12 protein-coding genes are annotated in these 16,065 nt (G+C 38.4%); 8 read left to right on the plus strand and 4 right to left on the minus strand.

Features of this window, described 5'->3' with window-relative positions; translation table 11 throughout:
* The first annotated feature begins 86 nt into the window (after nucleotides 1-86).
* The gene (locus HHA42_RS03480) at nucleotides 87-419 is read left to right on the plus strand and encodes a hypothetical protein (protein WP_168417876.1); all 333 of its coding nucleotides are present in this window, start codon (nucleotides 87-89) and stop codon (nucleotides 417-419) included.
* A gap of 19 nt (nucleotides 420-438) precedes the next feature.
* Here the strand turns inward: HHA42_RS03480 and HHA42_RS03485 are convergent, their stop codons facing one another.
* Nucleotides 439-1,332 (minus strand): pyridoxal-phosphate dependent enzyme, encoded by an 894-nt coding sequence (locus HHA42_RS03485; protein ID WP_168417875.1) that lies wholly within the window; start codon nucleotides 1,330-1,332, stop codon nucleotides 439-441.
* 257 nt (nucleotides 1,333-1,589) lie between these two features.
* On the opposite strand from HHA42_RS03485, the gene HHA42_RS03490 reads away from it, so the two are divergent.
* Nucleotides 1,590-2,213, plus strand: coding sequence for a LysE family translocator (locus HHA42_RS03490; RefSeq protein ID WP_168417874.1), 624 nt, complete (start codon nucleotides 1,590-1,592; stop codon nucleotides 2,211-2,213).
* A gap of 186 nt (nucleotides 2,214-2,399) precedes the next feature.
* Here HHA42_RS03490 and HHA42_RS03495 read toward each other — a convergent pair whose 3' ends face one another.
* Nucleotides 2,400-3,200, minus strand: a complete 801-nt coding sequence (locus HHA42_RS03495) for a putative phage abortive infection protein (protein ID WP_228278934.1) — start codon at nucleotides 3,198-3,200, stop codon at nucleotides 2,400-2,402.
* Between the two features lie 179 nt (nucleotides 3,201-3,379).
* Complete coding sequence (metG, locus tag HHA42_RS03500) at nucleotides 3,380-5,437, minus strand: methionine--tRNA ligase (protein WP_168417872.1); 2,058 nt, start codon at nucleotides 5,435-5,437, stop codon at nucleotides 3,380-3,382.
* 269 nt (nucleotides 5,438-5,706) lie between these two features.
* Here metG and apbC point away from each other — a divergent pair, with 269 nt between their 5' ends.
* From apbC to HHA42_RS03530, 6 genes are all read left to right on the plus strand, one after another.
* A complete protein-coding gene (gene apbC, locus HHA42_RS03505) occupies nucleotides 5,707-6,963 on the plus strand; it encodes an iron-sulfur cluster carrier protein ApbC (protein WP_168417871.1) in 1,257 nt (418 codons plus the stop codon).
* Between the two features lie 201 nt (nucleotides 6,964-7,164).
* Nucleotides 7,165-7,734 carry a dCTP deaminase gene (gene dcd / locus HHA42_RS03510; RefSeq protein WP_004975507.1) on the plus strand — a complete coding sequence of 190 codons (570 nt, stop codon included), beginning with the start codon at nucleotides 7,165-7,167 and terminating at the stop codon, nucleotides 7,732-7,734.
* Nucleotides 7,735-7,969: 235 nt separating this feature from the next.
* Nucleotides 7,970-9,853, plus strand: coding sequence for a hypothetical protein (locus tag HHA42_RS03515; protein WP_168417870.1), 1,884 nt, complete (start codon nucleotides 7,970-7,972; stop codon nucleotides 9,851-9,853).
* Nucleotides 9,854-9,866: 13 nt separating this feature from the next.
* On the plus strand, nucleotides 9,867-10,586 hold the full coding sequence (locus HHA42_RS03520) for a hypothetical protein (protein ID WP_168417869.1): 720 nt from the start codon (nucleotides 9,867-9,869) through the stop codon (nucleotides 10,584-10,586).
* A 33-nt stretch (nucleotides 10,587-10,619) separates the two neighbouring features.
* On the plus strand, nucleotides 10,620-12,866 hold the full coding sequence (locus HHA42_RS03525) for a DUF6160 family protein (protein WP_168417868.1): 2,247 nt from the start codon (nucleotides 10,620-10,622) through the stop codon (nucleotides 12,864-12,866).
* Nucleotides 12,867-12,880: 14 nt separating this feature from the next.
* Nucleotides 12,881-14,281, plus strand: a complete 1,401-nt coding sequence (locus HHA42_RS03530; protein ID WP_168417867.1) for a hypothetical protein — start codon at nucleotides 12,881-12,883, stop codon at nucleotides 14,279-14,281.
* A 42-nt stretch (nucleotides 14,282-14,323) separates the two neighbouring features.
* On the opposite strand, the gene HHA42_RS03535 is transcribed toward HHA42_RS03530, so the two are convergent.
* Nucleotides 14,324-16,039 (minus strand): proline--tRNA ligase, encoded by a 1,716-nt coding sequence (locus HHA42_RS03535; protein WP_168417866.1) that lies wholly within the window; start codon nucleotides 16,037-16,039, stop codon nucleotides 14,324-14,326.
* Nucleotides 16,040-16,065 lie beyond the last annotated feature (26 nt).

The raw sequence follows: 16,065 nt of genomic DNA on the forward strand, positions 1-16,065 counted from the left end.
TAGATGTTTTCATGCAGAATCTCCTGCTCGTATCTTAAGAGAAAATTCTACTTTTAGATCCTATTATTTTTAGGGGGGATTACCAGATGACACAAACAATTGAATTAAATCAACTGAAACAATATAACCTGATTACCTATATTCTATATTTGGTTGGTTTTGTCGTAGGTATTACAGGTTTAATTTCGATTATTATGAACTATGTTAAACGTAATGAAATGCGTGGTACGTGGTTAGAAAGCCATGTAGATTGGCAAATTAAAACCTTTTGGTACAGCCTGATTGGTTATATTGTCGGTTTTCTATTAACTGCAATTTTGATCGGTTATGTCATTATTTTAGTGGTATTTATTTGGCATGTTTATCGTTTAATTAAAGGCCTGATTGCCTTGAACGATAATAAACCTATACAGGCTTAAATCATTCCAGATAAGCAGGTTATTCGGCTGTTTGGTTTAAATCAGGTAGGTCAATGTGCCTACCTTGTAAACCACCCGTATGAATTAACAAAATACGTTCACCTGCATTAAATTCGCCACGTTGTATCATGCTACTTAATCCAAAAAGCATTTTGCCTGTATAAATTTGCTCAAGTGGAATTGCATGTTCTTTTTCAAACGCTCGAATAAAGGCCAGTAATTCAGGCGTGGTTTTGGCATAGCCACCACAGCAAAATTCATCAGTAATTTGCCAATTTTTTTTGCTGGTGCGTTGTTGTACTTCTTGTGTTAAAAAATCACCTTTGAGTGCGGAAAAACCCAGAATTTTTTGATTGGGAAGGCTCGCTTCAATTAAACCTGCAATGGTTCCCCCTGTACCGACAGCACAGCAAATCACATCAAACTGGTGTAGATCATCTGCGGTTAGAATTTCCTGACAGCCTTGAATTGCCAATCTATTACTACCACCCTCAGGAATAATATAAGTATGCGGATAAGATTGTTGTAACTGCTGCAAAAATTCAGCTTCATTTTTTTGACGATAACGCTCGCGTGAAACAAACTCAAATTGCATCCCCATGTGCTGCGCTAAATTTAAAGTTGGATTCAAAGCACAGTTCGCTAATTCTTGCCCGCGAATGATCCCAATACTTTTCCAGCCAAAAAGCTGTGCTGTATAGGCGGTTGCCGCAATATGATTAGAGTACGCACCGCCAAAAGTCAGCACTTGCTGATAACCTTCGGCTTGTGCGGCCAAAAAATTGTATTTTAATTTATAGAATTTATTACCCGAAATGTGAGGATGCACCAAATCTAGCCGTTTAATCCAAAGTTCACGACCATGAACATAAATGCGTTGTAATGGAATTTCTTGGGCGATGGCATCAAACATAAACAAGGCTGGAAAAAGAGGACTTGCTATTATAATCAGCAGATTTGATAAAAAGACATCAACAATAGAACTCGGCTATTTGTATTTATGGATTGATCGGATCGCTGATGGCGTACTTGAAGATAGTACGCTTGAATTTTCAGCATTGTTAAGCTTTTTATTCATATTGTTGATTTAAAAAATATACCAAATAGTACAAATAAAAAGAGAAAAACCGTAAAATAGCCAACTTGATTGGGTTTGGTTGGGTGTCGGTTTTGGAGTCTTTACTTATTTTAGGGTCAATTGCAGCGGCATTAATGCTCGGTGCAATGAGTCCTGGGCCAACCTTTATTTATGTGGCAAAAAACTCAATTGCTATTTCACGCAAACATGGCTTGTTCACTGCTTTAGGTACAGGCACAGGTGCTGCAATTTTTGGTTTATTGGCTGTTTTAGGCTTGCAGGCAATTTTATTGGCTGTACCTTCAGCTTATTTAGTAATGAAAATTTGTGGTGGCTTATATCTGTTGTTTTTGGCTTATAAAATTGTGAAGCATGCCAAAGCACCTATTCAAACTAATCTTGCGCATGGGCAACAAATGTCGCTGCGCCGTGCGTTTACCACTGGTTTAATTACGCAGTTATCTAACCCTAAAATTGCAATTGTCTTGGCGAGTATTTTTACGGCTTTATTGCCTAAAGAAATACCGAACTATTTTTATGTGGTGCTGCCAATTCTGTGTTTTTTTATTGATGCAGGTTGGTGTTCATTGGTTGCAGTGGCTTTGTCTGCAGAAAAACCGCGTCAGGCTTATATTAAGTTTAAGGCTATTTTTGACCGTGCAGCAGGGGCGGTCATGACAGTATTGGGATTAAAGTTAATTTTTGGGATGAAGTGATTTATTTGTGTAGATACCTATGCCTTTTGGGAGAAGATTGGGATGAGGGTATTCTAATAATTAAAATGTTTGCCTTACTTTTAAAGGATCAAAAGTAACAAAAATCCTTTGTTCGTTAGAGGGCACGTCCGTGTGCCTAACGAACAGGCTACATCCATGTCACCTTTCTGTGCGTTAGTACTTAAATCAATATTCATCCTCTTCGAATTTGATAGATGGAAAGTAATGTTTAGGGTCATATCCGTCACAATATTCAAATGGAATATTTTTAATAAAATCATATTTATTTATAAAATTATTTTGGAGCCATTTTTTTCCAAAACGCGATAAAACATTGAAAAAAAGGATATAAAGCTCAGGGTTTGAAAGTTGAGCACGGTAAATTTTTATTAACTCGTATTTTTCAAAATCACTTAGGATTGTTGATTCATCTACTATTTTTATAGCATTATACATATTTCTAAAATAAGAGCTTAAATGAGTTTGATTGGTTTTCAATAAGCAGCCTCTAAAATCCTTTTCCATTAACCTTTTCTGAATTTTAATAACTAATTCTTCATTAAATCCATTATACCTTGATAGTTTATTTACTATAAATGTCGTCCAACTTCCCTCTATACCAAAGTAAAAAATAACGTATGAGATATCTAATATTTGTGATTTATTGAGTTGGAGATTTTCTTGTACAGAAATTTCTTGAATCGTTTCTAAAATTCGTTTGAACTGAATTTTGAAGGTTACAAAAGCCTTTTTCCCTTCTTTTGGTGGGTGTTGCGGATTGGTATTGGGTAAAGAAATATTTATCAAATGTTGGTTGTGATAATCAATCATTTTAAAAAAATTAGACTTTAAATTATTTTTCTGTGCTTCATCTTTTTGATTAATAATTGTATAAATCAAGAGGAATATGCTTGATGCACTTAAGAGAGTACCTATAACTCCTCCATACAAATTACCTAAAGAAGCTCCTAAATTTGGATCAATCAAGGAGGTTACTCCAATTTGAAAAGCTTTGTTGGTAAAAATAAAATAGGTAGCTAGCAAACTAATAATTATCAAGACTATTGGTAGAACTAAGCAAAAAAACTTTATCCATCTATTCATTATTTATAACTATAAAAAAACCCCACTAAAATATAGCAGGGCTTTTTATCAGTGTCTAAAAATTAAGACACTTTATCACCCGGTTTTGCACCAGATTCAGGTGAAATCACCCAAACACCTTCACCATTACCCGCTGCAAGTACCATACCATTTGAAATACCAAAACGCATCTTACGTGGAGCAAGGTTAGCGACCATTACCACCAATTTGCCTTTTAAATCTTCAGGTGCATAAAACTCACGGATACCGCTAAATACGTTACGAGGTTCAGCTTCACCAACATTTAAAGTCAATTGAAGAAGCTTATCAGAACCTTCAACAGTTGCTGCCTCTAAAACTTCTGCAACACGTAAATCGACTTTCATAAAGTCTTCAATTCCAATGGTTTCTGCTTCACCTACTTTAGGCTCTGCTTTTTTCTCTTTGGCTTTTTCCTTTTTCTTTTCAGCTTTTGGTGCTTCAGCAGGAGCAGCTAAAGAATCCTTAGATGCATCTACCATAGCAGCCACAGCTTTCGGGTCTACACGTTGCATGAGTGGTTGGAATAGTGCAATTTCATGTGCCACTAAAATCTGTTGGCGTGATGCAAAATCGAAGCTATCCAGTTTTAAGAAATCTTGTACTTGTGCTGCAAGCGTTGGCAACACAGGACTTAAGTAAATGGCCAATTGACGGAACAGGTTAATCCCTACAGAACATACATCATGTACTTGTTGTTCTTCACCTTCAATTTTGGCTAAAGCCCAAGGCTTTTTCTCATCAATATATTGGTTGGCTTTATCGGCCAATGCCATAATTTCACGAATAGCAGTAGAAAATTCACGCGCTTCGTATGCTTGAGCAATTGAGTCGCCTGCATCAATAAAACTTTGTACCAGTTCAGGCTCTGCACAGGCATTAGACAATTTATTGTCAAATTTGGTGTTGATGAATTTGGCACAACGGCTAGCAATATTCACCACTTTACCTACAAGATCAGAGTTTACTTTCTGAACAAAATCATCCAGATTTAAGTCAGAATCTTCAACTTTGTCAGATAGTTTAGATGCGAAGTAATAGCGTAAATATTCAGGGTTTAAATGCTGTAAATAGGTTTCTGCTTTAATAAATGTACCGCGAGATTTCGACATTTTTTGACCATTGACAGTCAAGAAACCGTTTACGAATAAACCTGTTGGGGTGCGATAACCCGCACCATCTAACATTGCAGGCCAAAATAGGGCGTGGAAATAGACAATGTCTTTACCAATGAAGTGATACACCTCTTTGTCTGAGTCTTTTTTCCAGTAATCTTCAAAATTTAAGTCAGGGCGTTTGGTTTTAACGTAGTTTTCAAAACTCGACATATAGCCAATTGGCGCATCTACCCAGACATAGAAATATTTGTTTGGTGCATCTGGAATTTCAAAACCAAAATAGGGCGCATCACGTGAAATATCCCAGTCGTTTAAACCATTTTCAAACCATTCATCTAATTTGTTGGCAATTGAAACAGGCAAGCGACCTTCATCACGGGTCCATTTTTGCAGGTACTCACCAAAATTTGGCAATTTAAAGAAATAGTGATCTGACGATTTTTCTACAGGCGTCGCACCGCTCAAGGTAGATTTCGGATCAATCAGCTCAGTTGCGTTATAGGTTGTGCCGCAGACTTCGCAAGAATCACCATATTGATCTTCCGCTTTACATTTTGGGCATGTGCCTTTAATGAAACGGTCAGATAAGAACATGCCTTTTTCAGGGTCAAATAATTGCGTGACAGGACGAACGGCAATATTGCCTGCATCACGGTTTTTGACATAAATTTCACTGGCACGTGCGCGGTTGGTATCGCTATGCGTTGAATCATAATGATCAAAATGCACACCAAACCCATCAAAATCACGAATATGTTCTTGCTGCACATTGGCAATTTGCTGTTCAGGGCTAATCCCGTTGGCTTCAGCACGCAGCATGATTGCTGTACCATGCGCATCATCCGCACAGACATAAGTCACGTCATGTCCCATTGCACGCATGGCGCGAACCCAGATATCTGCCTGGATATAACCGAGTAAGTGACCCATATGGATCGGACCATTGGCGTATGGTAGGGCATTGGTGACTAAAATTTGACGCACGGATATCACTCTCTCAAATATGGATGATGCAATTCGGGCAATTTTACCTTAGATAGCCTATAGATGCACAAGGGATTCCATGAATTCTTTTCAAATCCATTTACAACACCAAACACAATGCATAAACAAGAACTTAGTCTGAAAATAAGACAAAAAACCAAGTTATCCAATCGGAATTAAATATTTTCAGCTACAGCATGGCTTAACCTTGTACCGAATTATCGTTACACTATCAGAATCGCGGTATTTCCAAACTTTGGAGTAAATCTATGTCTTGGCTTTCTTCACTTAAATCGGTTTTTTCACCATCTCAGTCGGTGAATGAAGAAGCGATTCAGCAGATTTTGCAAAGTTACGTGCTGCCACATTCTCAGCAGTTGTTAAAAGATCGGATTTCCCAAGTGAATGTGCAGGGTGAAATTTTACAAATCACCATCAATACGTATCCTGAAGAAAAATCACATTTACAACAAATACATGATGAATTGGCCGATGCTTTGGAAAAATGTGGCATTAAAGAATTGAATATGCATGTGATTCAGCAAAAAACGGGTCAAGCAAAGCAAGAAAGTTGTGGTCATCAACATGCTACGGGCGAAGGCTGCTCATCTAATCAAGCTCAGGCTGCGTCTTCTAATTTACCACCAGTGGTCGATGCTGCGGGTCAAAGCTCAGCGCAAGAAGCAGATCCGAATAATCCACCTATTCAAAAAGCTGCGCCACAGCAGCGTGATGTGCCAAAACATCCACGTATTCAAAACGTGATTTTGGTGTCATCAGGCAAAGGTGGGGTGGGGAAATCTACCACGACAGTGAATTTAGCCTTAGCATTGCAAGAGTTAGGCTTAAAAGTTGGCGTATTGGATGCTGATATTTATGGCCCAAGCATTCCTACCATGCTGGGTAATGCGGGCAAAACCCCTATGATTGAGGCCGAGCAGTTTGTTCCATTAGATGCTTTTGGTATGCCAGTTTTATCCATCGGACATTTAACGGGTGATCATAATACACCTGTGGCATGGCGTGGGCCCAAAGCGACTGGCGCATTAATGCAGCTTTTTAATCAGACCTTATGGCCTGATTTGGATGTGCTGATGATTGATATGCCGCCAGGCACGGGTGATATTCAATTGACGCTTGCACAACGTATTCCAGTAACGGGTGCAGTCATTGTGACTACACCGCAAAATGTTGCACTAATGGATGCCGTGAAAGGGATTGAACTGTTTAATCGGGTGCAAATTCCAGTTATGGGCGTGATTGAGAATATGTCGACGCATATCTGCTCAAACTGTGGCTATGAAGAGCAAATTTTTGGTCAGGGCGGTGGCGATAAACTGGCAGAACAATATGACATTCCGTTGCTAGGACGTTTGCCTTTAAATGTGAGTATTCGTGAAAATGTCGATGCGGGCACGCCGTCTGTAATTGCTGGCGATGATGCTGCAGACAGTTATATTGCGATTGCTCAACAGATAGCAAAAAAACTGCCTAAAGCTGAAAAAGATCATAATCGTATTTTTTAAGTGCGAATTGAAAAATAACAGTTATTGTTGCCTTATAAGTATTTCAATAGCTAGAAGCTACTTAGGATTAGTGTGCCTGTAAATGGGAAATGGCGGAAATTTAAATTATCTTGGCGCTTTAAAAGTAGCTAGTTTTCATTAATCTGGTTTTCAGTTAAAGTACAGCACAGTTTAAACATTCATATTTTGGATAGAAAATAAATGGCAATTAAGTCTGATCGTTGGATTCGCGAAATGAGCGAAAAACACGGCATGATTGAACCGTATGCTGAAAACCAAGTTCGTTTTGACGAAAATGGCGAAAAACTCATCTCTTATGGGGTGTCTAGCTACGGTTATGACGTGCGCTGTGCGCGTGAATTTAAAGTCTTTACCAATGTTCACTCAGCAATTGTTGATCCAAAAAACTTTGATGAAAAAAGTTTTATCGATATTGAATCAGACGTGTGCATCATTCCGCCAAACTCTTTTGCTTTAGCGCGTACTGTTGAATATTTCCGTATTCCGCGTAATGTCTTGACGGTGTGTTTGGGTAAGTCGACCTATGCGCGTTGCGGTATTATTGTCAATGTCACTCCGTTAGAACCTGAGTGGGAAGGGCATGTCACCTTAGAATTCTCTAATACGACTAATTTGCCTGCACGTATTTACGCTGGCGAAGGCGTGGCGCAAATGCTATTTTTTGAATCAGATGAAGTTTGTGAAACCTCGTACAAAGACCGTGGTGGTAAGTATCAGGGGCAAACAGGTGTGACTTTACCTAAAGCATAACTGATAGACTAATTCAGATTAAAAGAAAGTGAGCCGAAAGGTTCGCTTTTTTCATTCATCGGAAAGCTGTGCTGTTTAGCCAGTTTTTTTTGCATTTGTATTAATATTCAGCATAATTAAATTTGAGATTGGTTTGGCATAATCACGTTTTTAAGGATAAAAACACCCTAGTAAATAGCCAAGTCATAGATAAATAAAAGAAAGATGCGGAGCATCAGATAAAAGGAAGGTCGAGATGACTGAACACGCAATTACTTTCCCTTTTCGTAAGCATTGCTTAGCTATTGCCGTAGGTATGTTCTTGGCAAATCCGAGTTATGCCTTGCAAGCACTCTCAGATGATTCCCTCTCTAATACGACAGGCGAAGGTGTTGCGTTAGTTCTTGATGACTTCAAGATGGTGTTCCAGCAACCGAACGATCTTTCTACAGGTTCAAGCTATACTCGTGGCTTAGACAACCCAAGCCAATATGATACGGGCTTTATTCGTATTATCCCGACGGGGGAGAATTATCAATATATTCAAAATAAGCAGTTTGAAGAAAAATATAAAATTTCATATGAAAATCAATATGATAAATCGTATAGTGCAGTTTATGACACATCAAAAACATCAGAATATAATCGTGTTTATCAGAGTGAGTTTGATAAAGCATTTACGTTAAAGAAAACTGAAAAGGAAGCAATTTATCGCGCGTATGAGTTTGAAGATGAGGCTGGAACGCTTTATAAACAACGTTATGATTATTGGTATGATAATGTTTATAATCAAGGCTTGAATTGGTTTTTATTGCCAGCTGAAAAAAGGAAACGTTCGAGCGAGAGTGCATTAAATGATCTAAATAATGTTGATCAATGGAAGAATGAATTAACTAATCGGGTAAATACAAAATTAACAGCTGATGCTACTCCTATTGCACAAAAAAATGCTGAAGAATTAGCAAAAGATTATGCAACAGGACAAGTTGAACTGCATGCGAAACTGGCTATACGTGAGGTTGTGAACCAGCAAGCGAATATCGTGCATAATAGAACTAAAGCAGATGTCTTTATTTATGGTTTAGCATTATCTAAAAGTGATAACTCATTAAGTAGCCGTTATAGCAATCAAGGTTTCAACTGGGGTTCGGCAGATAACCCATGGTTATTCCGTGCGGGTACAGAAATAGTAAAACAATTTAAAAATGTAGAAAAAGATGTGGGTTATTTGGCACTTGAGGCACCACTTGCGACTATTGCAGCATCAGAAAGCGATAATAATATTAAACTGGGTTTTTGGACTGATATTTTCTCACGTCAGTTAAACTCAAGTGCTGAAGTTGATCCATCTACAGGTGCACCAAAATCTGGCTTAGATAAAGAGCATCGTTTGCGAACCCAATTTGTTGCCAATGGTTTAAGTTTAAATGGATCGCAAACAAGATTGTTCCAAACCTTAGATTCAGATAATCCAAATCACAATCAAACCTTGGGTATGGCAAGCCTTGTACGTTTGAATACCAACGATAACCCTGCAAATTTAAGTATTGACGATGCTAATTTAGACAGTAAGGGCATACGTATTAGTACCGCAGCAAAATCAGATGCTTTAGATGGGACAGCCGTTACTCCAGCTATTGACCGCTCACTCGCGCCTGTTTTTCATGATATCGAAGGTCTGTATTTGTATAGCCCAAATATCAATTTAGTTTTGGGTAATATGTATCAACCTTTTGTGGTTGGTTCTGAGGGCAATAATATTGTGCTGGAAGTAACACGTATTCCAAACGTACCAGAAATATACAATAAAATTTATCAAAATTATGAAGATGGTAAAGGTGGGTATTTAGGTGCCACTGCATTTACAGGTGCGACTTGTAATGTGGTCAGTTGTGGTACGTCACTCAAAGCTAGTGCAACAGATAGCACCGCAATGTATCAGGGACGCAATGCAACGCACAGTAGTATTGCTATTGGTACAGTTGAGCGCTTACCTAACAATATGTTGCGCGCTAAAGATCACGATAAAGCAACGGGTGTAGTGTTTAAAGGGATTGATGGCACAACAAAAAACTTAGGTTCAGTCGCTATAGATGGTGTGTTAATTCAGCATCTTAAATTTAAAACAACGGGCCTATAAGGAGTAAATCAAAATGCTGAAAAAGTTATCTTTAGCGACATTACTGTGCACTTCTTTTACACATGCTAATTTAATTGCACTAGATCAACATGAGTTAACCCAAGCAACAGGTCAAGGTGGTGCAGATTTAAGCTGGACACTTTCACTTAACCATGAGTATGCAGAAAATTTGGAGCTGAATAGCATTTCAAAAATTAACGCACTCAGTGGTATGCCTGATGAAGTGTACTATCGCTATGGCGCAAAATGTGCTGAAAATAATGTAATGTGTCGATTGGCTTTTGCACCTAATAATCATACAGATGAAAATGAAAATCAAAAGTGGTTGGTATTTAAGCAAATTCAAGGGACAGTACAAATAGATAAGTTTTCCTTAGATGGAACCACCATTATTAATCATAAAAATGACCCACAAACAGCAATGCAGCTCAAGTTTTATGATGATAAGCCACTTAAAATTAGAAATTTGGGTTTTGCGACCATGGCCATTGAAACAGGCACAGGCGATGGGGCAAATGAAGGTTATGCAAATGTATCGACTTATACTAAATATAATGCAAAACAAATTTCTGAAGATGGTACCTTTCAGGAAATAACTTTAGATGTCCCTTTGTTTGATCAGGGCGCTGAAAAAGGATTTGTGGGCTTAAATATTCACGGCAACATGCACATGTCGGGCAATGTAAAAATATTTAGCTACAACTGTACAGGTTCAGCAGCAAGCCGTTGTTGAATATAGGACGAAGTACAGGATAGGGAAATAAAAATGAAAAAAATAATGCAGTTGAATTTATTAACATTGAGCGTACTTTGTGCTCAGCAAGTTTATGCTTTAGAGCTTATCGCAGACCAGCATTTGGCTAATGTGAGTGGGCAAGATGGGATGGTGATTACCCATGAAATGTCTAAAGCCACTATTCAGCAAGCCAATTGGTACGATCCAGATTTGGTGGATGGTGCTCAGCTTGGTTTGGGTTTACATAATGTGGAAATTAATGGTCAAAATAATCAGCCTATTATTAGTAAGTTTGCTTTAGATGTTGGTAAAACAGATGTTGGTGCTGGCGTGCGTATTGATGCGAGTATTGATGCTTTTCAATCGACAGCTGACTTAAACTTGGTCAAAAGAAGCTGTGTTGCGAATACTTGTACTAAAGAAACACAAAGCTTGGGCCGATTAGGCTTAGAAATCAAATCACCTTTAAAAGTCTTGTTAGAAACCAAAGCAGGTTTATTTAATCAAAATGAAACAGCACATTTAAAATTTCAGTTACAAAATGCCAAAATTAGTCATGGTTTAGGTAATCATCAACTATCTATGCATGATTTTAATTTTAATTTTGCAACAGATGGTTATATGTACATCGATGCTGATGAAGGATTAGTATTTACCACTAAAAATGGTTCAACGGATCACTTTGTAAATTTAGGGCGCGTCGCAGATTTAACAGATGTAGCAAATAGCCGACAGAATGCAACCAACCCTGGGGTCAATATTGACCTGCGTTATAACGATAAAAATCTCATTCGTTTTGGTGCGTCTGGTGCGGTGACGAATGCAAAACTATTTTTTAATGGTCAACAAAGCGGTGCAGCCAACTTCAATGTTTCAAATGAAAATAATGGCATTGTAGAAACTCAAAATGTGCATGTGACAGGCTATGAAGATGTGCTTGGTCAGGGTGGTCTACATTTGGGCTTATCAGCAGACTTTACCAATCAGAATACTGTAGGTTTACAGGCGGGACAGTTGCCTACAACTTTAGAAATTGGACATACAGGTAACGGAAGCTACGCGGTTGAATTTTCAAATTTAAGACCATTAACGACACGTAATGCTCAAGGTGAATTGCATCATCAAAATGCATATATAGATTTTGGCGATATTTATATCAATACCGTACAAGCAAAAAACCTCAATTTTTTAGTGAATGAAAATATTAAAAATACACTAGGTGTCGCAAGTCCAATTCTAAATCAGGTACTTTCCAGTCAACTTGAGGGTGAGCAATTTGCTTTGATAGCTGTACGTGGAATGGATTTCCAATCTATTGCGGCTAAGGCAAGATTTATTTCTGATAACTCTATAGATGAGCTTACAGGTGATGGTGGCTCTTGGGGAATTGGGATTCCAATCTATAATTTAAATGCCAATGTTGCGTTGTCAGGTAAAACTTATCAGTCTCCTTATGATGGTGCGACAAAAACAGGGATTGGCTATAACGCGCTTGTATCTACAGAAGGTTATGGCATTGACTCAAAAACAGGCTTGCCGAGTACAACTTCAATTATCCTGATCGATGGTCAAGACAGCCTACATGCTGGAGAATCAGTTAACTATTATGCAGGTTTAAGAAATATTGATGCGCTGATTCAATCTGAAGGTGTGATCGGTTATGAAGACGAAGGTATTTATATACGTGCGGATCACTTACTTTTAGCAGCCAAAGCTGAACTGGCAATAGGGCAGTTACCAGGTTCTAAGTATAGCTGTGTAACAGGTTCAACTAAGTGTGGCAGCTTTGTGCCTCACGATAATTTTGCAAAAAAAGATGATGTACTGACAACTATTGCACTTAAATTAGATGGTAATGGTGAGTTGTTGGTAATTCCTGGTATGACCCCGACAGCAAGCGATCTACATTCTAACTTTTTATCTTTTGATGCAAATTTTCAATTTAAAAGCTTAACAGATGCTGAAAAAGCTGATCCGAATAATTTAGGGAGTTATTTAAGTTTAATTAATGAAGATCAGGTTAATAATGAAACAATACATACCTCATCAATCAATTTGAACCGCATGGAAGGTCACATTGGCTTAAAAGGAAAAGTTTTGGTCAGTGCAGATACTGTGACTTTAGATAACCAAGTGAAATTCAACTACAAAAATGATATCGCACAACCATTTAAGACGGATTTTGCAATGTCAACGAATGGAAACATGCAAAAAATAGCTTCGGTTGCTTTTACAGGTGGCAGCATGCGCAGCACCTTAGGCATTACTCCACGCTAATAGGTAGAAATAGAATGAAAAAAACAATTTTAGTTGCATCAATTTTAAGTTCTGTCTTCTCATTTAGTTCTGCTCAAGCGATGCAGGCTTTAGATGATCATCAATTGTCAGACGTACAAGGACAGGCTCTACTTAATTTAATGACAGCTACAGACCAGTCGCAGGGTTTAAATTTTTACAAATTGAGTGTTGATGCACTCATGGAGTTAAATGCCAATATTAAAACACTACAACTAGGATGTGGTGGGGCTAATAATGCTATTGGAAATAAAGCAGGTTGTGATATTGATATTTCTAATATTGCATTAAGTGGTTTGAATCAAAATGTAGAAGCGAATGGTAGCCCAAAATTTAGTGGTGAACGAGCAGGTACAAGTGCGCAAATTACCAATCCATTTTTAGAGTTTGCTATTAAAGGAGATTCTGCTGCTACACGTGAAGTAGTGGGCTTTCGATTGGGAGCAGAACAAATTGTTGGTTTGCTTACATTGGGTACAGAAAACAGTCAAAATCCAACAGATGGCATTAAAAGCTTTAGTGGTTATATGAAAATGGCTGCAACTCAAGGTGAAGCACTAACTAAACCTGCTAAATTTGGTATTGAGTCGGATGAAAGTATTCAAGGGCGAATTAAAGTAGATTTATTACTAACAAAGCCTGAACGAGTATTTACTAGTCGCCCTGGGTCAGAAGGTCATACAGGTATTACTGTGCCTGCCATGAAAGTCAATTTCACTATGCCTGAAACTATTGTGACTGGGCAACGAGTTACCCAGGCAAAAGTGAGCAATATTCGTTCATCAATCAACACGATTCCATTAGCCTCTGGGGGGGACATGACGAATGTGATTGGAAATCCAGATTGGGGTAGCGATCAACTCTACGTTGATTTTGATCCGTTGGTATTGAATGCAGTTGGTGATCACGCATTCTTTAAAATGTTACCTGGTTCGAGTTTAGATAATTTAAATATGAACATTACCTTTGAGCAAGCATTGAACCTGATACATAACATTCCTTTGAATGGCACAGGCGGTTATTTATCTTTACAGTCTCAAAATGTTAAATGGCAAGGTACAGATGCTCTTGATATAGCTCAAGCAGGTTGGTGGATGTCTTTTAAGGATCCAATTCAACTTGGTTATTTAAAAACTCAAGATGAAGTTGATATTTCATATGTACTTCCTCAGGTAGCATCAGCGATTACTGATTACTTATTACAGCCAAATAATATAATTAATGTGGGTACAGCAGAAGCTATTGGTTCATTACTGAGTAAGCCTGTAGAAAAAAAACTTAATATCGATGTAGGAACTTATACAACCAACACGCCAGCAACGCTCACATTGCAAAACAAGGTTTTACAAAACCAACATGTTACTCCTAACTGCTATGGTAGTATGAAATTCTGCTAACAATAAAAAATCCCGCGTAAGCGGGATTTTTTATAAAGCAAATTATTTTGCAATTTTAGCCAACAACTCTTCTTTTGAGATATTTACAGATTCAGAGTCACGACGACCTTTATATTCAAAAGTACCCGCATCTAAACCTTTTTCACCAATCACAATACGGTGTGGGATTCCAGTAAGTTCTAAATCAGAGAATTTGACCCCTGGGCGTTCATTACGATCATCTAACAACACATCGTAACCTGCTGCTTGAAGTTCTGCATACAATGCTTCTGCTGCTTCTAATGTGCGTGGTGATTTGTGTGCATTCATTGGCACAATCGCAACTTCAAAAGGAGCAATTGCTGTAGGCCAGATGATGCCTTTATCATCAAAGTTTTGTTCAATAGCAGAGGCAACTACACGGGTAACACCAATACCATAACATCCCATAGTTACGGTAAACGGCTTGCCATCTTCACCAAGAACTTTACAGCCTAAAGCTTCTGAATACTTAGTGCCAAGTTGGAAGATATGACCGACTTCAATACCACGTTTAATTTGTAAAGTACCTTTACCATCTGGAGATGGATCACCTTCAACCACGTTACGCAAATCATAAACTTCAGTATATTGTGCATCACGCTCCCAGTTCACACCTGTTGCATGTTGGTCAATTTGGTTTGCACCTGCAATAAAATCTGAAAGTACTGATGCAGCACGGTCTACAATCACCGTGATGCCTTTTTCAAGTAAACCTTGTGGGCCAACAAAACCTGCAATTAAGCCTAAATCTGCAATTTGTGCTTCTGTTGCAAAAGTAAGTGGGGCTGCAATCAGTGGGTGTTTTTCTGCTTTAATTTCATTCAGCTCATGGTCGCCACGTAAGAATAAAGCAATTACAGGAACGTGTCCTGATTCATTGGCAACACCTTGTACCAAAAGTGCTTTTACAGACTGATTGCTGTTTGCACCTAAAAATGCAGTGACATCAGCAATGGTTTTTTGATTTGGCGTATCTACAATTTTTAATTCTTGTGTTGCTGCCGCACGTTCACCCACTAAAATAGCTTCAGCCATTTCAATGTTTGCTGCGTAATCAGATTCGGTAGAGAAGGCGATATCATCTTCACCACTTGATGCCAAAACATGAAATTCATGCGAACCTGAACCACCAATAGAGCCTGTATCGGCTTGTACTGGGCGGAAATCTAAACCTAAACGTGTAAAAATACGGCAGTAAGTGTCGTACATGACATCATAAGTTTCTTGTAAAGATGCTTGATCGGTATGGAAAGAGTATGCATCTTTCATCATAAATTCACGTGAACGCATCACCCCAAAACGAGGGCGAATTTCATCACGGAATTTGGTTTGGATTTGATAAAAGTTAATAGGTAATTGCTTATAACTTTTTAATTCATTACGTGCTAAATCGGTAATTACTTCTTCATGGGTTGGGCCAAGTACAAAAGGGTTGTTATGGCGATCATTGAAGCGCAGTAATTCTGGGCCATATTGTACATAGCGACCTGACTCTTCCCAAAGAGAAGCAGGTTGCGTAACAGGCATAAAGGTTTCCAAAGCGCCTGAGCGGTTCATTTCTTCACGAACAATTGCTTCAACTTTATTTAGCACACGCACACCCATTGGCAGCCAAGTATATAAACCTGAAGCCAATTTACGAATCATACCCGCACGTAACATCAGCTGGTGAGAAATCACCTCGGCATCGTTTGGGGTTTCTCTTAACGTAGCAAATAAAAAGCGACTCGCGCGCATGGAAACTGTCCTAAATAAAGAAGCGT

Source organism: Acinetobacter sp. A3 (assembly GCF_012371415.1).
In the GTDB taxonomy this organism is placed as follows: domain Bacteria; phylum Pseudomonadota; class Gammaproteobacteria; order Pseudomonadales; family Moraxellaceae; genus Acinetobacter.